At 50.7% G+C, this 19,624-nt stretch carries 16 protein-coding genes and 1 tRNA gene; 9 read left to right on the forward strand and 8 right to left on the reverse strand.

The genetic code is table 11. The features are described 5' to 3' along the window. Nucleotides 1-212: 212 nt before the first annotated feature. On the reverse strand, nt 213-1,049 hold the full coding sequence (locus tag F1593_RS20310) for a hypothetical protein (protein WP_149403396.1): 837 nt from the start codon (nt 1,047-1,049) through the stop codon (nt 213-215). Nucleotides 1,050-1,477: 428 nt separating this feature from the next. Here F1593_RS20310 and F1593_RS20315 point away from each other — a divergent pair, with 428 nt between their 5' ends. The 6 genes from F1593_RS20315 to F1593_RS20340 all read left to right on the forward strand — a co-directional run bounded on the left by F1593_RS20315 (nt 1,478) and on the right by F1593_RS20340 (nt 8,125). After that, complete coding sequence (locus tag F1593_RS20315; protein WP_149403397.1) at nt 1,478-3,232, forward strand: NADPH-dependent assimilatory sulfite reductase hemoprotein subunit; 1,755 nt, start codon at nt 1,478-1,480, stop codon at nt 3,230-3,232. Between the two features lie 16 nt (nt 3,233-3,248). Further along, entirely contained in the window at nt 3,249-3,950 is a 702-nt protein-coding gene (locus F1593_RS20320; RefSeq protein WP_149403398.1) for a precorrin-2 dehydrogenase/sirohydrochlorin ferrochelatase family protein, read from the forward strand. Continuing rightward, nucleotides 3,947-4,777 carry a uroporphyrinogen-III C-methyltransferase gene (cobA, locus tag F1593_RS20325; protein ID WP_149403399.1) on the forward strand — a complete coding sequence of 277 codons (831 nt, stop codon included), beginning with the start codon at nt 3,947-3,949 and terminating at the stop codon, nt 4,775-4,777. Before F1593_RS20320 ends, cobA begins: the two co-directional genes overlap by 4 nt. Before the next feature lie 430 nt (nt 4,778-5,207). Beyond that, a complete protein-coding gene (locus F1593_RS20330) occupies nt 5,208-6,683 on the forward strand; it encodes an MFS transporter (protein WP_149403400.1) in 1,476 nt (491 codons plus the stop codon). A gap of 150 nt (nt 6,684-6,833) precedes the next feature. Then, entirely contained in the window at nt 6,834-7,094 is a 261-nt protein-coding gene (locus tag F1593_RS20335) for a hypothetical protein (RefSeq protein WP_149403401.1), read from the forward strand. Between the two features lie 116 nt (nt 7,095-7,210). Next, nucleotides 7,211-8,125: an alpha/beta fold hydrolase gene (locus F1593_RS20340; RefSeq protein WP_149403402.1), complete on the forward strand. Its 915-nt coding sequence runs from the start codon at nt 7,211-7,213 to the stop codon at nt 8,123-8,125. A gap of 398 nt (nt 8,126-8,523) precedes the next feature. Here the strand turns inward: F1593_RS20340 and F1593_RS20345 are convergent, their stop codons facing one another. From F1593_RS20345 to F1593_RS20365, 5 genes are all read right to left on the reverse strand, one after another. Beyond that, nucleotides 8,524-10,017: a gluconokinase gene (locus tag F1593_RS20345; protein ID WP_149403403.1), complete on the reverse strand. Its 1,494-nt coding sequence runs from the start codon at nt 10,015-10,017 to the stop codon at nt 8,524-8,526. Nucleotides 10,018-10,054: 37 nt separating this feature from the next. After that, the gene (locus F1593_RS20350) at nt 10,055-11,698 is read right to left on the reverse strand and encodes an MFS transporter (protein WP_149403404.1); all 1,644 of its coding nucleotides are present in this window, start codon (nt 11,696-11,698) and stop codon (nt 10,055-10,057) included. 122 nt (nt 11,699-11,820) lie between these two features. Beyond that, nucleotides 11,821-12,504: a uracil-DNA glycosylase gene (locus F1593_RS20355; protein WP_149403405.1), complete on the reverse strand. Its 684-nt coding sequence runs from the start codon at nt 12,502-12,504 to the stop codon at nt 11,821-11,823. A gap of 177 nt (nt 12,505-12,681) precedes the next feature. Further along, nucleotides 12,682-14,082 carry a Fe-S cluster assembly protein SufB gene (gene sufB, locus F1593_RS20360; RefSeq protein WP_149403406.1) on the reverse strand — a complete coding sequence of 467 codons (1,401 nt, stop codon included), beginning with the start codon at nt 14,080-14,082 and terminating at the stop codon, nt 12,682-12,684. Nucleotides 14,083-14,449: 367 nt separating this feature from the next. Further along, nucleotides 14,450-15,070, reverse strand: coding sequence for a LysE family translocator (locus F1593_RS20365; protein ID WP_149403407.1), 621 nt, complete (start codon nt 15,068-15,070; stop codon nt 14,450-14,452). Nucleotides 15,071-15,236: 166 nt separating this feature from the next. Between F1593_RS20365 and F1593_RS20370 the strand changes: the two genes are divergently transcribed. Together F1593_RS20370 and F1593_RS20375 are read left to right on the forward strand one after the other, a co-directional pair. Beyond that, nucleotides 15,237-15,309: transfer RNA gene (locus tag F1593_RS20370), tRNA-Arg, on the forward strand. Nucleotides 15,310-15,470: 161 nt separating this feature from the next. After that, entirely contained in the window at nt 15,471-15,683 is a 213-nt protein-coding gene (locus F1593_RS20375) for a type II toxin-antitoxin system HicB family antitoxin (RefSeq protein ID WP_149403408.1), read from the forward strand. Between the two features lie 24 nt (nt 15,684-15,707). On the opposite strand, the gene F1593_RS20380 is transcribed toward F1593_RS20375, so the two are convergent. Next, entirely contained in the window at nt 15,708-15,935 is a 228-nt protein-coding gene (locus tag F1593_RS20380; RefSeq protein WP_149403409.1) for a hypothetical protein, read from the reverse strand. A gap of 80 nt (nt 15,936-16,015) precedes the next feature. Continuing rightward, a complete protein-coding gene (locus tag F1593_RS20385) occupies nt 16,016-16,750 on the reverse strand; it encodes an MBL fold metallo-hydrolase (protein ID WP_149403410.1) in 735 nt (244 codons plus the stop codon). Between the two features lie 681 nt (nt 16,751-17,431). Here F1593_RS20385 and thrS point away from each other — a divergent pair. Beyond that, nucleotides 17,432-19,297 carry a threonine--tRNA ligase gene (gene thrS / locus F1593_RS20390; protein WP_149403411.1) on the forward strand — a complete coding sequence of 622 codons (1,866 nt, stop codon included), beginning with the start codon at nt 17,432-17,434 and terminating at the stop codon, nt 19,295-19,297. Nucleotides 19,298-19,624 lie beyond the last annotated feature (327 nt).

The following is a 19,624-nucleotide window of genomic DNA, read 5'->3' on the forward strand; positions in this document are numbered from 1 at the left end:
GCTGTTTTAGAGTGTGTCAGCCTCCCAATACCAGCGGGATCTTGCTGCTCACCTGCTGGCAGGCGCGTGCGCGCCTGCGCCCTTTTTAGTATGTAGTGCAGGAAAGGTGCTGTGCACCTTTCCTGCACTACATACTAAAAAGCTGTTTGAGCACCGCAGGTGCGAAAACTCATGCACAGGGACTGTGGAGACCATGGGAGGCTGACACACTCTTAGAGGGGGAGTGCCTCGTAGAGACGCCATTCGGGATCGAGATTGAGGATGTTGTGGGCTTTCTCGCCAGCGGGTCCCGCGCGGAAGATAAGCCGTGTCTTTTTGCCATCTACCAGTGTCCACAGGTCGTGTTGGACGCTGTATGAGCAGTCCTGGAGCCAGTCGGTGTCGGCGTTAACACGCGCTTCGATCTTGCCCTTGAGTCCTGTGATGTTGATAAGTAGTCCCTGGCCGTGTCCTGTGTCGGCGATGGTGATATATTGCTCGTTGAGAATGCGGACCGAGTGGGGATGATTCAGGCCATCGAGGACGGTTTGCCAGTTGCCGCTCTCACGGTTGATGGCGATGACGCTGCCCTGGTGGAAGAGGGTAGCGAGGATGGTTCCATCGGGCAGTTCAGCCACCGAGTTGACATGGGTGGTCTGCGTGAGAGTACCAAATTTGACGCCACGAAAATCTTCTGTTTTATCGATATAACGCGTTTCGCCGGTTGGTGTCTTTTCAAAACCGTGGTCGATGGCCCACCATTGCCAGATCAACTCACCTTCGGGCGAGAATTCTACAATCACATCCAATCCCGTGCTGGCGATAAGATAGCCACGCTTGCTACGCGAGAGCGAGTGCAATAAACTAAAGGATGGAAAGCTGATTGTTTCTGGCTGTATACTCGATAAGTCACGCGCCACGCGATGGACCGCTGAATTAGTAGCGACCAGGAAGCCAGTATCTGTCGAAACGATACCGGCGGGCATGGAAAGGGGATGGCTGGCTTTTATTTCACCGCTATCGTTGAGCAGGCAGAGTAATCCTCCCTGCTCCTCTTTAGGCTTTTCCATACTTCCTAACGTCGTAACAGGACACTGCGTTTCTGATTCTGAAGATTGCGCTGGTTTGTTTTCAGCCCAATGGTTTTTTAACATCGAATGCCTGGTTGAAATGCAGCTCAGGAGAAAATCCATGTGTCTATTCCTCACATATTTCGGTGTACTTCAATGTCCATTGACGGAAAAAAGGTTGACAGAGTACGACCCTGGCCTTATATTTGTAACATACGAGGACTTTGTTGATCTACTATATCAACTAAGAAGCGAAAAATGCAAGGGACAAATAGACCATAAGTGGCAGTACAAAGCGACTATAATGGGTGAAGCACGCTTTTTGTAGATAGACAGGTAGTCCTGAACAATATTATACTACCACGTATACTGTCTATCATTCAACTCAAATAATCCGGTAATAGTCGCATGATCTCAAAGGAGATACTATGAGCACACCCGATCACGAGCAGACGACGCCCCCGAAAACTCTCTTGGATCTTGGCCCGGGCGAGGGTAGTAAGGTCGAACATATTAAGATTGAAAGCAACTACTTGCGTGGGACATTGGTCGAAGAACTCGGTCAGGATACCTCACGTTTCTCTGAAGATCAGGTACAGCTAATTAAATTCCATGGTATGTATCAGCAAGAGGATCGTGATCTACGGCAGGGCCGCAGAGCTGCTGGCGCGGAAAAAGCCTACCAGTTTATGATTCGTTCGCGCATTCCTGGTGGTGCATTGACCGCCGAGCAGTATCTGGTGCAGGATAATCTGTCAGAGCGCTATGGAAACCATACCATGCGTATCACTACACGCCAGAGTTTCCAGCTCCACGGTATCCTTAAAGGCGACATTCATAGCACGATCCATGCTATCAATGAGTCCTTGCTTTCGACCCTGGCGGCCTGCGGAGATGTCAACCGCAACGTCATGGCGTGTCCCGCACCCGTGAGCAGCCGTGCTCAGGCTCAGCTTCAGGAGATTGCTGAACAACTGGCAATTCATCTGGCCCCTAAGAGTAAGGCTTACCACGAGATCTGGGTGGACGGCGAGAAGATCCATTCGACCGAGGAGCCAGAGGAAGATGTCGAGCCGATGTATGGCGTAACTTATTTGCCTCGTAAGTTCAAGATCGGCGTTGCCTATCCCGGTGATAACTGTATCGATATCTTCACACAGGATATTGGTCTGGTGGCACGCGTCGAGAATGATACGCTGATCGGTTTTACCGCTGTGTTGGGTGGTGGTATGGGCGCGACCCATGGCAAGCAGGAAACCTTCCCGCGTCTGGCAACTCCTTTTGCCGATCTGACCGTGGATCAGGTCTTGCCGGTTTCCGAAACGATCATCACGGTCCAGCGCGACTATGGGGATCGTACGAATCGTCGCCATGCCCGTATGAAATATGTGGTCGAGGAATGCGGTGTAGATTGGTTCCGGCAGCAGGTTGAGGAGCGCCTGGGCTATCAGCTGAGTGATCCCAGCGAGGTACATTTCCACGGGATCGAAGATCATCTGGGCTGGCAGCCGCAGGCAGATGGAAATCTTTTCCTGGGCTTACCGATTGAAAATGGCCGTCTGCGGGATACAGAGACATCGCGCTTGAAGAGCGGCTTGCGGGCTGTGATTGAGCAGTTCCAGTTGAGCGTGCGCCTGACCGCCCAGCAGAATATCCTCTTGCTCGATATCAAAGAGGAAGATCGTTCCACCATTGAGCACCTCTTGCAGGAATATGGTATTGAGACCGATCCTACACGTGTGGGTGCATATCGCTTTGCGATGGCCTGTCCGGCCTTGCCGACCTGTGGTCTGGCAGTCGCTGAAGCTGAACGTGTGTTGCCCGCTCTGGTCAAGCAACTCGAAACCAATCTGCATGCTCTGGGATTAGGTAATGAAGAAATTGGCATTCGTATGACCGGCTGTCCCAACGGCTGTGCCCGTCCCTATCTGGGAGATATCGGCTTCGTTGGACGCTCTAAGGATCTCTATAATATCCATCTCGGTGGTGATCTGGGTTACACACGTCTCAATGCCGTCTATGCCCAGAGCGTCAATATCAAGGATATTCCCGCCATGCTACAACCACTCTTTGTATTCTGGCGTGATGAGCGTCAAGCTAATGAAGCCTTTGGTGACTTCTGTCATCGCGTTGGCTTTGAGCAACTCCGCGAGAAAGTTGCCGTGCAAACAACTGTGGGATAAGTGAGAAAGTGAAAGCATGCCAAACTATTATCCCATTATGTTAGATGTACGGCAGCGACCGGCGTTGGTGATCGGTGGTAATATGGTCGCAGCAGAAAAAGCCGCGGCCTTGCATGCCGCCGGTGCACAGGTGACGGTGCAGAATGGGGATTTCTGTGAAGTTTTGCATGATATGGAGCGGACTGGGACTGTGACATTGCGCTATAAAGCCTATGAAGCCAGTGATCTGGTCGGCTTTTTTGTGATCGTCGCGACCGCCACCTATGAACCGGAACTGGCAGAAGCTATCTGGCAGGATGGGCAGCGCAATAACCAGCTTGTCAACATCGTAGATTATCCTTCCCGCTGTAACTTCATTATTCCTTCAATCTTGCGGCGTGGGCCATTGACCGTCTCTGTTTCTACGGAAGGGACCAGTCCAGGATTGGCCAAGCGCATTCGGCAACGGCTGGAGGATTTTTTTCCAGCGACCTATGAAAGCTATATGCGTCTGGCAACCATTGCCCGGCGCTATTTGCGTGCCAATGGTCAGAGCTATGATGAGCGGGATCAATTTTTTGGCGAATTTTTTACTTCAGATATCCTCAACCTGCTTTCCGAACATGATGATATTGAGGCGCTAGCCAGTACCATTCGCCTTCTGCGACGCTATAATGTTGATATCTCCATGTCAACGATCATTCAGGACATGCAGGAGCCAGAGAGTGAGCTATTATGACTGCTTTTATTGCCGATCCTAATCAACCAACCGGGCCGGATGCTGTGCCCGGTTCATCAGAAACAGCCGCTGGACAGGCTGGCAAAGTCTATTTAATTGGAGCTGGACCGGGCGATGCAGAGTTGATCACAGTCAAGGGCTTACGCTATTTACGGAGTGCCGATGTTGTGCTCTATGATCGCCTGATCAGTCCAGCTTTATTACAAGAAACGCGTGCCGGAGCTACTTTGATTTATGTCGGCAAAGGCGCTGGCTGTCATACCATGCCACAAGAGCAGATCAACGCTGAACTGGTAGAACAGGCTCAACGAGGACATACTGTTGCGCGCCTCAAGGGAGGTGATCCCTTTGTATTTGGACGTGGAGGGGAAGAGGCTCAGGCGCTCGCGGAAGCCAATATTCCCTTTGAAATCGTACCCGGTATTACATCCGCAATAGCCGTACCGGCCTATGCAGGTATCCCAGTCACCCATCGGGACTTTACTACCTCATTCACCGTCGTTACCGGGCACGAAAGTCCTTCTGCTTCGCCCTCCGTGAATTGGGAGGCTCTGGCTGCGCTGGGAGGCACATTGGTCGTCTTAATGGGAGTCAAAGCCCTGCCTAATTTCACGCAGAAGCTGATTCAAGGAGGGATTGATCCTGCGACGCCTGCGGCAGTTATTCAGGAAGGCACCACCGACGAACAACGCGTCGTCACAGCCACCGTCGCTACTATCGCTGCCGAGGCGCAAGCAGCGGGTTTATCGGCGCCAGCACTGACCATCATTGGAACTGTCGTCAATGTGCGCGAAACACTTGTCTGGTATCATCAAACACATCCCTGATAGTATAGCCAATATTTGATCCATGTGATACACTTAAAGAAAGTGCATAGGTCCTATTACAGCGTTGTAGTAGGACCTATGCACTTTTGCCATATTCTCCATGACCTTTGATTATGACACTTTTTGATAAAAGGATACGTATCACAATAAAGCTGCTTGAGGATATAGATTGCAGATTATGTCTGATGTGATTTCATTTGTAATGCAAGCGAAAACACGGAGTGACAATGAAGACTGTAATTAAATGTTCAAGTTACTTACAATATCATCACGCTGTCAGTAGCGTCCCTTTTTTAGAGGCTGTTTAACCTTCTCTTAACATTCTGATAATAATAGAACCCTACAATTGATATGTAAGTAAAAATATCTAGTAAACCTATCCTTAAGGATTCGTGCAAGGTAGGATTCGTACAAGGAGACGAACAATTTTATGATCGTCGAAGATAAACCGATGTCAAGTGCTGTAGATGTTTCGTCCGCTCATTCAATTTCTGTACTCGAACAATTAGACAATAGTGGCCTCTCGAAATTTCACTTTAAGGCGATGCTTACCTCTGGTATGGGGTTCTTCACCGATGCCTATGATCTCTTCATTATTGGCGTGGCCCTGTCTATTCTCACACCACTCTGGCACCTCAACACGTTTGAGATATCCATTATTGGTAGTTCTTCATTGATTGCGGCGGCGCTTGGTTCTCTCATCTTCGGTCGCATTGCTGATTTCATCGGACGTAAATCTGTCTATAGCCTGACGCTGATTGTGCTGGCTGCTGGAGCGGTGGCTTCGGCGTTTTCTCCCAATCTGATCTGGCTATTGATTTTCCGCTTTATCCTCGGACTGGGTATTGGCGGTGATTATCCTCTAAGCGCTACATTGATGAGCGAGTATGCGAACCGCAAAGATCGCGGTAAGTTGATTACGATGGTCTTCTCGATGCAAGGTGTTGGACTCGTAATCGCTCCCCTGATTGCTATCTTTCTGTTAAGCACACAGCTACCTGCCGATATGATCTGGCGTATTATGCTGGGACTGGGCGCAGTACCTGCATTGGGAACCTTCTATCTCAGACATCAGATTGCCGAGACGCCACGTTTCGCGCTGGCCATGAGTGGAGATGCTGCTGCTGCTGCCCAAACAATTAAATCCGTTACAGGCACAGCTACCACAAAAGGGAAGCCTGCCAAAGCCCAGGCGCAGAGCAAAAAGGTTGCTCAACCGAAAAGGAAATCCTGGTTCTACCTGCTCCTGACACCACGCTATCTACGCTGGTTGATTGGTACGGCGGGCACCTGGTTCTTACTCGACATTGCCTATTATGGCACCACCATTTCCAGTCCACTTGTCCTGAAGCTGCTCAATCCTAAAGCTGATCTTAAGACGAATACCATCTATACCCTGTTGATCTTCCTGATTGCCGCTGTTCCTGGCTATATTATTGCCGCGTTAACGATTGATCGCCTGGGACGCAGATGGATTCAGTGTGTGGGCTTTGCCATCACTGCCATAGCCTATCTGGTGCTGGCCTTCGTGCCTGGCATATCCATACTGGTTGTCCCATTCTTGCTGGTGTACGGCGTGAGTTACTTCTTCACCGAATTTGGTGCCAACGTCACGACCTTTGTCTATCCAGCGGAGATCTTCCCGGTCATGATTCGCAGTACCGCGCATGGCATCTCGGCCGCCAGTGGTAAAGTCGGCGCCTTCATTGGGGCGCTGGTCTTCCCTCTAGTACTGGCACGTTTCGGACTGCCAGGAGCGATGCTGATTGCTGGTATCGTATCCGCCGCAGGTTTGGTTCTGACCTTCTTCACACTCCCTGAACCAAAGGGACGTTCGCTGGAGGAGATTTCCGAAGAGCATACATTGTTGGCTGTGAAACCCTTAACCCCCGCTGACCGTATCTGAAACAGTGTCTGCTTCTTTTCTAACGAGCGTAGAGCTTATAAAGAGGCATCCGGTTGGACATGACTATCGTTGTATAGATTTTTTTCTGGAGATTATGTTCTTGTGTTGTTCTTTGCTAGAGCAGGATAAGCATAATAGAAGGAGAGCCACGTGGATACCCATAAAGAGAAGCTTGAAAAGGTCGTGACTGAGCCCATTCCGCAGGAAAAGGTGAGAGAAGAGAAAGCTGAGCTGCACGAAGTTGCCAAAAAGGCAGCCAAAGCTGAAAAGAAGTCAGGTTCCGTTGAAAAAGATGAGTTGGATGATGTCGAAAAGATCCCCAAGGGCCAGGCTCAAAAAGAGATAAAAGATGCGGTGCAGCATGTGAAGAAGGATGAAAAAAGAAATAGCGTGAGGATAGGAAAATCCTGATAATCTGCGGCTAATGCAGAGCAAAAAATATGCCTGAGTGCTACACTACAGAGACGTACTCAGGCATATTTTTGTGTGCGGATCATTTCGTCTTGCTGGCAAGGGGGTAAGAGCAATTGACAAATCGTAGTAGCCGTTGGATCGATGATGTGTCCTTCCATGAAGATGTTCAGTATATTGAAGCGCTCTGGCAACAGCGCTCAATTGGCACCATCTCGTTGCCACTCATCGATATCGGTGTGGGCGAGCCAGTGGTATTTGTCCCTTTTCTGGAGCATTTAGAGGCTATCTACGCCCGTCAGATGCGTACGATGAGTCATACACGCCGTGTGATCCTCTATCGCCGCCTGGAGATGCGTACGAAGCCCTGGGGCAAGAATGATCGCGCCGAAGAGTTACGCCAGGTATTGGATGGTCTGGGCCTCGAATGCGCGGATTTGATTGGACATGGGGATGCGGCAATGATCCTCTTTGAATTTGCCTTACGCTATCCACAGCGCTGCCGCTCACTCACTATCATCGCACAAGGGGCAGACTCGCGGACCGCTCTTTATCCTCTTGTGTGGTTGCTTCGTGAGTTGCTCTATCGTCTGCCCTTTGAATATGTCTTACCGGCAGCTGTTATGCGCGTCAATGCCATCAACGATATCCTGACGCGCAACATCGACAACCACACCACGCCCTCGCTGCCGCGTCACCTGCTAGAAGAGCAGTATGAGAAAATCTTGCAATGGCCCTTTCTCTACAAATACTCCATCCTGCCCATTATTCATAATTTTAATATTCGTAAGCGCCTCGGTGAGCTGACCATGCCCATCTTACTTATCAATCGAACCGATGATGCTCTGACTCCAGAGTCCAAAACACGCTGGCTCGCCCAACATCTCCCCAACTGCGCTGGCTATCATGTTGTCTCAGGCAGAGAACGCTATTTCATGTATTCACGCGCTGGAACCGTCACCCCATTGATTGAAGCCTTTCTATCTTCCAGGGGTAATCATTTGCTCACACGCTCCCCCTTTCAAGGATAAAAGGCAATAACGCCCCCAAGAACGAGAATCTCGATGGAGAAGTGTAGGTGCGTGCCGAGGTCGCAACCGAGGTGCGCTTTCCCGTTGATCGTATGATCATCTCGCCCCAACGTGACGGGCAATAACGCTCCAAGAACGAGAATCTCGATGGGAGAAGTGTAGGTTGCGACCTCGGTGCGTGCCGAGGTCGCTCTATTGGGATTTACGTTATGTGAACGGTATTATCCCCGCAACGGAGGCTCAATCAACCCCAAGAGATCGGGCCTTGGTGAATCATACAACCATCTTCCCAGGGTGTATGTAGCTACATACACCTGATTAGAGGCTGTGTGAAAAGTAGTTTCGCTTGGCCTGCGAAGCCGACTGAAGATAATCAGTGAGCGCTTTTCACACAGCCTCTAATCTGCCAGCAGGAGTTGATAGAGTTTATCCTGTCGAGCAGCGGCCAGACGATAGATGTCTTCATTCTTAGGATCAGGCTGTGTGGGTGCAAGGACGTTGGGTTGCAGTTTGGTGAGATCAGGTATGATGCCGAGGGCTTCCAGGGCCAGCAGGGCTGCCCCACGGGCGGAGGCTTCCTGTTCCTGGGAGGGATAGATAGGGCTGTTTAAGGTGTCGGCGATTATATGGCGCAAGATATTGGAATGGAAGAGCACGCCACCGCTTGCCATCAAGTGGTGCTCGCTGGCGTCCTGCTGTAACGCTGTGCTGAGGGCTTGATGGATGGCATACAGGCGATAGGCGATTGCTTCCATTCCGGCACGCAGGATTTCTTCAGGGGCGGTGTGGATAGAGAGGCCTGCGATGGTCATACGTGCCTCCGCATGCCAGCCAATACTGCGTTCACCGGAAATGAAAGGCAGAATGGTAAGACCATGGCTGTCGGGCGCAAGTGCCGCGATCTTTGGCTCGGAATCCTTGAGTTCGGGGAGCTGCATGGTTTTTGTCAGCCAGGCCAGAAGATTGCCTCCTTCGCTCAGGGCGCCACCCAGGATGGCACGTTTCGCATCCACAAAGTACATCCATAGGCCCAGGGGCGGGGCGCTGATCTGTCCCGGTTCGATCACGACACGTAAGGCGCTAGAGGTTCCCATGGTTAAGGACCAGTCTTTATCTGTGACACAGCCCGTGCCGATACAGGCAGAGGCTCCATCTCCGATGGCAGGGAACCAGGGAATATTGTGTAATGCGGGCCAGATAGTGGCATATTGTCCCTGCAAGCCCTGGAGCGCGTCTCGCACATCGCCAATCTGCGGGAGTTGCTCTGGACGGATATCCAGTGCCCGCATCAATTCACGATCCCATTGCTGGGTTTTGGTCGTCATCATACCTGTGGCAGAGGCCATCGAAATACTACATACTGACTTGCCCAGGAAGACGCGATGTAAATATTCGCCAAACGAGATCCATTGTTTGACCTGTTTAAAGACCTCGGACTGGTTTTGCGCCAGCCAGCGCAATTTCGCCGGCCAGTAGCTGGCATGGAAACGCACACTGACGCGGTCATGAACCGCTTTCTCATCGAACTCTTTGCGTAACTCACGGGCGGCCCCGAAGGCCCGCGTATCCTCCCAGGTAATCACCGGGGTCAGGGGGTGGTTATTCTCATCCACGCCCAGCAGGCTATGCCAGAAGGTATCAATCGCGACCGCCTTGATCTGTGAGGAGAGATCGGCGGCTTGCTTGAGTACTTCATCGATGGTTTGTGCGACGACGCCAACCAGCATATCTGCACCGACAGAAACTTCGCCGTCGCTGGTAGTCGTCAATTGATAGGTATGCTGTGAAACCATACCCGGTACTGTGCTACCTGTGGCATCAAAGAGCAGGGCGCGCGTCGAAGAGGTACCAATATCCAGCGCCAGAATATAAGGGGATTTTGTATCAGTCATCACATTTACTCCATATATATTAGTTATCACATTATTATTACGCGTCACGTGTCGTAGCAGATCCCGACGAGCCAGCTGGCACCGATGAGGTTGCCACGCTACTATGAGTATAGGTTAATGTACACCCATTGTCGCCACATTGTCGCTCTGCCTGATGTTTAACTGGTGGCTTGCCATGCAGTGATGGGACCGTCAACCAGGCACAGAGAGAGCTGAGGAATGCCAGACAGGCTGCGATGATCATTGCGACGCGAAAACTGGTAATAAAGGATTGTGCAATTGAGTTCTGCAGGATTATGCGCGTTGTGCCATCAATACTGTCGGGCACTTCGGCTCCGGCCAGCTTGCTGCGTTCAGCGTCCAAAAGATGACCCACGGCGGCTGGAATGTGTTGAGAGGTCAGATGCTGATCGAGGGCCAGATTGAAGATTGATAGGACGATCAGGCCAAAAACAGCGATGGCGATCAGATTGCCGATCCGAGCGACGGCATTATTGATACCTGATGCCGTACCCGCATACTGGTCGGATACCGCGCCCATCACCGTTGTGGTCAGTGGAGCGACAGTTACCGACATGCCCAATCCCAGCGTCACGATGGCCGGGAAATAGGTGGTCCAATAGCTGCCACCGATACCGGGTAGGGCAAAGAGCATATAGCCGACACAGACGATCAAGGGACCAATCACGAGCGGCAAACGGGCTCCATAACGCGCTACCAGGCCACCAGACCAGCGTGAGAGCGAGAACATTAAGAGTGTAAACGGCAACATAGCAGAGCCAGCCTCGGTGGGTGTATAGCCCTGCACACGGATCAGATTAAAGGGCAGGAAATACAGCGTGGTTCCCATTGCGGCATAGAGGAGAAAGGTCAGCAAATTGGTTCCGCTGAAGGCGCGCACGCGAAATAATTGCAGTGGAAGCATCGGGGAAGGACTGCGCCGCTCGACGAGGATAAAGGCGAACAGTGTGATGCATCCTACCACGACACAGGTGAGCACCAGAGGATTTCTAATCCCCAGATTATTAGCCTCGATCAGGCCAAAGACCAGCAAACCTAATCCCAGCGTTGCCAGACAGGCTCCGGCGATATCCAGGTGCCGATTGGCCCCTTCACTATGGCTCTCCGGCACAAAAACGATCACCACGATCAGGACGATCACGGCAATAGGAAGATTGATAAAAAAGACCCAGCGCCACGATGCGTATTGAACCAGCCAGCCACCGATCACCGGTCCAAGTGCCGAGGTAATAGCGGAAAAGCCAGACCATAAGCCAATCGCCTTGCCGCGTTGTTCTTCCGCAAAGGAGGCACGAATAATTGCCAGGCTCTCTGGTGTGAGGAGAGCCCCACCAATGCCCTGAACCGCACGGGCGAAGATAAGTTGTGTGATATCTGAGGTCAGGCCACACCAGAGCGACGAGAACGCGAAAATGATAATGCCATACGTAAACATCCGTTTACGGCCATAAATATCCCCTAGCGATCCACCAACCAGGATCAGAGAGCCCAGAAAAAGAGCATAGGCCTCGACGACCCATTGGACCGTGGCCGCCGAGGCATTCAAATCCAATTGGATACGCGGCATCGCCACATTGACTACACTACCATCGATAAAAGCCATACTCGACCCCAGGATAGTTGCCAGCAATATCCAGAAGCCCCTGTTTTTAACCGACATAGATGCGCGTCTTTCTTTGTTATGCTAATAAATACGAGGGCGAGCGATGCATACAACATCTCTCCACCCTCGTATAGCATACGTTATTGAGGCGCCAAACGGTACCTGAACTATGAGCCCAATTAAGCCTGGAGATTGGGAATTTGCCAGTCGATCTCAGGTTTGCCTGCCGCACGCAGGGCCTGATTGATTTTTGAATAGGGATGACTGCCAAAGAAACCGTTGCGGGCCGAGAGCGGCGAGGGATGGGCCGATGAGATGACGGTATGGCGAGATGTATCGATCAGCGCCTGCTTCTTCTGTGCATAGCCGCCCCACAATACAAAGATCACGGGTTCTTCTTTCGCACTGACAATACGAATCACCTCATCCGTAAAGGTTTCCCAGCCATGATTTTTATGGGAGTTGGCTTGATGGGCACGCACTGTCAGTACAGCATTTAACATTAAGATCCCCTGATCAGCCCAGGGGACCAGATAGCCATTGTTAGGAATGCTACATCCCTGATCCTCGCGCAACTCCTTAAACATATTGACTAACGAAGGCGGAGGCTTGATACCAGGGCGTACAGAGAAACACAGACCATGAGCCTGATTATTGTCATGATAGGGGTCCTGACCCAGCAGGAAGACGTTCACATTCGCATAGGGAGTATGTTGAAACGCGGAAAAGACATTCTCTTCAGGCGGAAAGACCTCATACTGTGCCCGTTCGCCATCCACAAACGAGGTCAATTTCTGGAAATACGGTTTCTCAAACTCTTGTTTAAGATGGGCATGCCAATCCTCAGGAATCGTTATCTGCATACATGTCTCTTTCATTCTGTATTCATGTATTCATGGAAGAGGAGCGTACAGCAGCCCTTCCATTAATAGCCTATTCTTTTTGAGGGAGCGACGGTCGGTAATTATAGACACTATAGCGCAAAAAAAGAGGATATACCAGATCTGGTACATCCTCTTTTTTGATTGCATGGATGGCGCTTAGCCCACGCTACCGGACATCTCCAATTGGATCAGGCGGTTGAGTTCGACGGCGTATTCCATTGGCAACTCTTTGGTGATTGGCTCAATGAAACCGTTGACGATCAGTGAGTAAGCTTCAGACTCGTCGAGACCACGGCTCATCAGATAGAAGAGCTGATCATCTCCGACCTTGGAAACAGTAGCTTCGTGTCCAATCTCGGTCTGATTCTCTTCCACACGGATGGTTGGATAGGTATCGGTACGGGCATTCTCATCGAGCAAGAGCGCGTCACAACGAACGCTGGACTTGGTGTGATGGGCACCTGGATTGATACGAACCAGACCACGATAAGAGGCCCGACCAGTTCCCTTGGAGACTGACTTCGACAGGATCTGTGAGGTGGTATGTGGTGCCAGGTGGGTGATTTTCGCACCGGCATCCTGATGCATACCATCGTTAGCGAAAGCGACCGAAAGAACATCGCCACGAGCACCCGGCTCCATCAACAGGACGGCTGGATACTTCATGGTAACTTTCGAGCCGAGGTTACCATCGACCCACTCCATGGTGGCATCGCGATAGGCGGCGGCGCGCTTGGTCACAAGATTATAAACGTTCTTCGACCAGTTCTGGATCGTCGTATAGCGTACACGAGCACCTTCCATAGCTTTGATCTCAACGACCGCGCTATGCAGGCTATTGCTGGTATAGCTGGGGGCAGTACAACCCTCAACATAGTGGACATACGAACCTGGCTCAGCGATGATCAATGTGCGCTCAAACTGTCCCATATTCTGCGCGTTGATGCGGAAGTAAGCCTGCAAAGGAATCTCCACCCGCACACCGCGAGGGATATACACAAAGCTACCACCACTCCAGACCGCGCTATTCAAGGATGCGAACTTGTTGTCCGAGGCAGGAACGATACTACCGAAATGTTCCTTCACGATATCGGGATATTCACGCAGAGCGGTATCCATATCGGTGAAGATAACGCCCAGTTTCTCCAGATCCTCGCGCATCTTATGATAGACCGCTTCACTCTCATACTGAGCAGTAACGCCAGCAAGGTATTTCTGCTCCGCCTGAGGAATGCCGAGGCGATCGAAAGTATCTTTAATTTCAGCGGGAATATCATCCCAGTTCTTGCCCTGTTGTGCGACCGGTTTAATATAATAGAAGATATCGTCAAAATTGATGTCCGACAGATCGGCACCCCAGGTCGGCATTGGACGTTTCTCGAAGAGATCCAGGCTCTTGAGGCGGTAATCCCGCATCCAACTAGGTTCACCCTTCATCTCGGAAATCTGTTCAACGACCTTGCGGGTCAGTCCCTTACCGGACTTAAATGTATAATTTTCTTTTACATGGAACCCAGCACTGTAGTTACCCTGTTCCAATTCAAATGCCTGACTCATAACTCACTCCAATTGCTGGCTGATTCTATCTGAGTTAGTAGAAAGCCAATTGCTTTCTTCCTGGTAATCCTTAGTTGGCTACTCGGATTTAATGTTATTATATGTGTTTCCAGCCTCATTGTCAAGGCACGTAAGCCGTAATGCCACCCTCTTTTTGAGCTTACCTGATGCCCGATAGCTTTGCCCAGAGATAGTATGACCGCAAAGCAACGTCAGTGCATCCAGGAGAGGATAGTGCATGCTGTAGCGCCATGAAGAAGTGCCTGAAGAAGAAGAGGTCAGCGACCGGTAGCCAATACTTGTCCTTTCATTATAGCATATAAAAAGACAGTGCTCCTGCACACTTTATCGCGCAGGAGCGTGGAATTTAGTGTTGTTTTGTCAGAGCGAGGCGAACGCCAAGGCCGATAAAAATACCGCCCGTAAGCCAATTCAAGAAGCGAGCAGACTTCTCATTGCGCTTCAGCCAGATCCCAATCAAGCCTGCCAGGACCGCAACCAGCGTATTTACCAGAGTGCCAGAGATATTGAAGAGCGTCCCCAGCAAGAAAAGCTGCATTGGCACATGTCCCCAGGCTGGATCAATAAATTGTGGTAGAAACGCTATATAGAACAACGCCACTTTAGGATTAAGCACGTTGGTGATAATACCCTGAGAATACACACGCCACAAACTGGTATTGGGAAGCTCCCTGTGGGCCGTCAACGCCGACTGGCGGCTCAACAGCATCCGTATCCCCAGATAGGCAAGATAGAGAGCGCCAGCGATCTTTAAGATGGTAAAGAGCAACGGAACCGCCTGTAACAGGCCTGCCAGACCCAGCGCCACAATCCCCGTCTGGATCAGGCTCCCTGTCGCGATACCCAGAGCTGAAACAACACCAGCGCGGCGACCCAGACTTGCGCCACGCGTCAGAACATACAACATATCAGGCCCTGGAGTAATATTTAAGGCCAGAGCGGCCATCAGAAATAAAAGCAACGTCATCAAAGAAATCCTTTCCACCTTCAGCATAAAAAATATTTGGGAAAACGGATATTACCTGCTAAGTGTATGTTATCCTTATTCAGAAAAACAAGCAGAAAAAATACTTGACAATGCGCAACAAAACTTGCTATCATTGAGAAATAAAGGATGAACGACATCCTGACACGCGCCCATAGCTCAGTGGATAGAGCAACCGCCTTCTAAGCGGTTGGTCGCTGGTTCGATCCCAGCTGGGCGCACCTTTTTCTTCTCTTTACCAACACATCCTTTTCCCAACTTTCACACCTGCCCGCAGCGCCTCACACAGAGACTGATTTCTTTGGACATCACAAGGGTGATCCATAATGCTATCTGGAACAATAAGCATGAAGTATAACTGCAACATCAGAAAGGGGTCACGATGAACGATGTTCATTATTCTATGGTAATTGAGTGGGACTCCGAAGATGAGATTTTTGTTGTCAGTGTTCCTGAGTTACCAGGATGCATGACGCACGGTAAAACCTACGAAGAAGCAGTGAAGCAAGCACAAGATGCTATCGAAACCTGGATCATGGGAGCAAAGGAAATAGGCATCCCAATCCCACCTCCCAAGGGATTCGTTGCGGCTTAATATTTGTAATCCCTTTTTAATCGTTTATACATCATCCCTTTGTGGTTCAATTTTTTGTTGCTTCTTTTTCCTTGTCCATTGCAGGAAAAATGTGATTGCATTGACGACTATAAACATAGAGGCTGTGAAAAGGGTTGTTTGTAGGGCTGTGAAGTTGAGCCAGGTGGTGCTGACGAGTATGAGAATGCCGATCTGTACGGCCATGATTACTACCGCTACAATGATCGAAATTATGCGTTGTCTGGTAAGCATTATTTACCTCCCACTGATAGATATCCAGGCCTGCGCTGTTCATGATTGAAGCAGCGCAGGCCATATACAACGATCATCCTCTACAGCAGTAGTGAGAGCAGGTCGTGGCCGATCTGAATGGTGCCGGTATAGCCTCCGTGTTGGGCCTGGGTTTGGAGTTGTTGGCTGTCCAGTTGCCGATAGAGGTGGGAGCAGATGATCTGTCTGGCCTGAGTGGCGATGGCGAGTTCGATGATTTCCTGGTCGCTGATATGTCCGGCGTCGATGATGCCGACATCCACTCCACTTAGCAGGTTGATTTCCTGGGCATGAAAGTGGGAGTCGCCGGTGATGGCGTAGGTTTTATCATGCCAGCGGAAGCGTAGTCCGTGATTGCCAGCGGGCGGTAGGCTGAGAAATTCGAAGTTCTGTTTGCCGATGGAGAAGCGGTTGTCGGTGATTTCATGGATATGGATCTGGTACGCTTTGGGCTGGCGCAATCCATTTGCTCCGAACAGGTCGAGCAGGCTGGTGATGAAGCGCGTTACGCCAGGAGGACCATAGATATTGAGATCCACATGGCGAGGATTCTGCTGCGACCATGCGCCCGCCTGCAAGAGCGGGATCAGATCGGATACGTGGTCGGGATGGAAGTGCGAGAGGATGATGTGCTCTAGCTGGTTGTGTTGGATGCCCACTTCGAGTAAACGCTGCACAATGCCGTGTCCACAGTCAAAGAGGATCGGTGTGTGATCCAGTTCCAGCAGGACACTCGATGCACGCCGTTCATGTTCTATCTGACAGGTTCCCGTACCCAATAAGGTCAAATAACTCATCAGGAAATATCTACCTCGTTCTCATGATAGGATTGCTTATTCAAGCAGCTCTCTCAAAAGTGTACCATATCTTATTCTCATCCATAGAAACGAGAATGATCCAGCTACGTTTTCCATCATTTGTGGTTTTCTCTTATATTCCTTTTCTTTTAACGGTATTGCCCGTGAGGGGTGGCCTCTACGCCGATGGTTTGTAGACACTTTTCCTGTTTTATGATATAGTCACGTTCAATCACACTGCTGATGTGGAAGACTTTTTTATCCATGAGCATAGTGATGAGAGGGCGGCTAAGCTAAGCGTTCTCGTGGATAGAGCTTATCCGTTTGCTACGCGAAATTCTTATTGCACATGTTGCTGCATTTTAGAGCTATAGAGTAATATTCTTATAGGCATGGCTTGGGACAATGTCATCGAGTTGCGTGTTTTAAGAGAGGGACAATCTGAGCTGCGAGTTGTCCCAGATACGTTCGATGGATACCACTCAAGAAGCCTTCTCTCTTTGTTGACTGTCAGCGGGAGAGCGCCGGGCCTGCGTTATCGGGGCTATTGAGGCTTGTTTGCACGACCTGTGCTGTCGCTGTGGAACAGGTGAATTGTGGGTGGAACCACGAATGAGTTTAAGCTCTTTCGTCCCGGTGTGGGATGGAGGAGTTTTTTATTATTCTGGAAAGGTTGCTAGGATGAATACATCAATCGAAGCTGAGAAACAGAACATACAGCCTGATCTGGCACTGGTACGGCATTCAACGGCCCATTTGATGGCTGCGGCGGTCCAGTTGCTCTGGCCTGAGGCGAAGTTTGGCGTCGGTCCGGCGATTAAGCATGGCTTCTATTATGATATGGAGTTGCCGGTCGCACTAACTCCTAAGGATCTTGAGCGCATCGAGAGTAAGATGCGCGAGCTGAAGAATAAGAAGCTTGGCTATGAGCGCATCGAGATGGATATCGATGAGGCGATTGCGGATATGACACGCCGTAATCAGCCCTATAAGGTTGAGCTTTTACAACTGCTGAAGGAAAAAGGCAGTACAGCGGTCGCTGAGGAGACAGGCGATAGTGAGGCTGTGGGTGTGAGCTCCGATCAGGGTGTCGAGAAAGTATCCTTTTATAAGACTGGCGAGTTTGTCGATCTGTGCCGTGGCCCGCACGTGGAGAGTACAAAACAGATCGGTGCCTTTAAGCTGATGAGTATCGCGGGCGCTTACTGGCGTGGCGATGAAAAAAATAAGCAGCTGCAGCGTTTATATGGTACGGCCTTCAATACCAAAGAAGAGCTGGAGCACCATCTCTGGGTGCTTGAGGAGGCCAAGAAGCGGGATCATCGCCGTCTGGGCCAGGAACTGGATCTGTTTACGTTCTCGGATCTGGTCGGGGCTGGCTTGCCGCTCTTTACTCCGAAAGGGACACTGATCCGTGATCTGCTGGAAGAGTTTGTGCAGTCCTTGCAGGAGCCTCTTGGCTATCAACGGGTGCATATCCCACATATTACCAAGAACGATTTGTATAAAACATCAGGGCACTGGGACAAGTTTCAGGAAGATATCTTCCATGTGAGCGGCAAAAGCGGCGAGGATTTCTGTATTAAGCCGATGAACTGCCCACATCATACGCAGATCTATGCCAGCCGTATGCGCAGCTATCGTGAACTGCCGGTCCGCTTGAGCGAGGTAACAACGGTTTATCGCGATGAGTTGCCAGGCACGCTTCACGGTCTTTCGCGTGTGCGCAGCTTTACGCAGGATGATGCTCACGTATTTTGTATGTCGGAGCAGGTGCGCGAGGAGGCGCTGCGTATCTATTCGATTATCGAAGGTTTCTATCGCCCCTTTGGTATGGAACTCTCTGTGCAGCTTTCTCTGTGGGATGAGCAGCATCCAGAGAAGTATCTGGGTACGCCAGAGATCTGGCATGATGCCCAGGAGCAGTTGCGTCAAGTGCTGCGTGAGAAAGGCGTCGAGTGGACTGAGGTAGCCGGTGAAGCGGCCTTCTATGGTCCAAAGATTGACTTCACGGCCAAAGATGCTCTGGAACGCTCATGGCAGCTAGCAACCATTCAGTTGGATTTCAACCTGCCCGAGCGCTTCAATCTTGAATATATCGCGGCGGATGGTCATGCCACACGCCCGATCATGCTGCATCGTGCCATTCTGGGTTCGGTTGAACGCTTTATGTCAATCCTGATCGAGCACTATGCGGGTGTCTTCCCGACCTGGCTCGCGCCTGTCCAGGCCATGATCATCCCGATAGCCGACCGCCATCTGGATTATGCTCAGCAGGTTCAGCAGACATTGCAGGCTGTGAAATTCCCCTCTCCGCTGTCGTCACTGCGGGTAGAGGTCGACTATGCCCGTGAGTCCATGCAGAAAAAGATCCGCACGGCCCAGATGCAGAAGATCCCATACATGCTGGTCATCGGCGATAAAGAAGCTGAAAGTGGAACCGTAGCCGTACGCCGCCGCAGCGGCAACGATCTTGGTGCCATCTCCCTTGAGGCGCTTGCCGAACGTATGAAAACCGAAGTCCTGACACGGAGCGATCTCGCATAATCGGTGTACAGCTCTAGCTAGCTGATCCGCCCTTCACTGGCTTCAATATTGAGAATGGATGGCGAAAAACGGGGGATTCGTACCCCAACGATGATGTCAGGGTATGAGACAGCGCGTTGGGCAGCGATGTAGGTGCGTGCCGAGGTCGCAACCCTGTCTGTTACCCACATTTTTGGAGTGAAGAAATGATAGAATAGAAGAAAGGAAAAATGAAGAAAAGAGAGAGAGAGAAGAAAAAATGGAGCAAGAGCGCATACAAACCGCTGAACAGTGGGCCGTCCTGAACTATGGGACAGCATTGCTGGCTGATACACGACACACCGCCCG

The organism is Dictyobacter arantiisoli, from assembly GCF_008326305.1.
Classification (GTDB): Bacteria; Chloroflexota; Ktedonobacteria; order Ktedonobacterales; family Ktedonobacteraceae; genus Dictyobacter; species Dictyobacter arantiisoli.

What these genes read in the sequence shown, in the direction of transcription:
- F1593_RS20310 (WP_149403396.1), bottom strand. Translation starts at nt 1,049, where the DNA reads ATGGAAAAGCCTAAAGAGGAGCAGGGAGGATTACTCTGCCTGCTCAAC.
- F1593_RS20315 (WP_149403397.1), top strand. Translation starts at nt 1,478, where the DNA reads ATGAGCACACCCGATCACGAGCAGACGACGCCCCCGAAAACTCTCTTG.
- F1593_RS20320 (WP_149403398.1), top strand. Translation starts at nt 3,249, where the DNA reads ATGCCAAACTATTATCCCATTATGTTAGATGTACGGCAGCGACCGGCG.
- cobA (WP_149403399.1), top strand. Translation starts at nt 3,947, where the DNA reads ATGACTGCTTTTATTGCCGATCCTAATCAACCAACCGGGCCGGATGCT.
- F1593_RS20330 (WP_149403400.1), top strand. Translation starts at nt 5,208, where the DNA reads ATGATCGTCGAAGATAAACCGATGTCAAGTGCTGTAGATGTTTCGTCC.
- F1593_RS20345 (WP_149403403.1), bottom strand. Translation starts at nt 10,017, where the DNA reads ATGACTGATACAAAATCCCCTTATATTCTGGCGCTGGATATTGGTACC.
- F1593_RS20350 (WP_149403404.1), bottom strand. Translation starts at nt 11,698, where the DNA reads ATGTCGGTTAAAAACAGGGGCTTCTGGATATTGCTGGCAACTATCCTG.
- F1593_RS20355 (WP_149403405.1), bottom strand. Translation starts at nt 12,504, where the DNA reads ATGCAGATAACGATTCCTGAGGATTGGCATGCCCATCTTAAACAAGAG.
- sufB (WP_149403406.1), bottom strand. Translation starts at nt 14,082, where the DNA reads ATGAGTCAGGCATTTGAATTGGAACAGGGTAACTACAGTGCTGGGTTC.
- F1593_RS20365 (WP_149403407.1), bottom strand. Translation starts at nt 15,070, where the DNA reads ATGACGTTGCTTTTATTTCTGATGGCCGCTCTGGCCTTAAATATTACT.
- F1593_RS20375 (WP_149403408.1), top strand. Translation starts at nt 15,471, where the DNA reads ATGAACGATGTTCATTATTCTATGGTAATTGAGTGGGACTCCGAAGAT.
- F1593_RS20380 (WP_149403409.1), bottom strand. Translation starts at nt 15,935, where the DNA reads ATGCTTACCAGACAACGCATAATTTCGATCATTGTAGCGGTAGTAATC.
- F1593_RS20385 (WP_149403410.1), bottom strand. Translation starts at nt 16,750, where the DNA reads ATGAGTTATTTGACCTTATTGGGTACGGGAACCTGTCAGATAGAACAT.
- thrS (WP_149403411.1), top strand. Translation starts at nt 17,432, where the DNA reads ATGAATACATCAATCGAAGCTGAGAAACAGAACATACAGCCTGATCTG.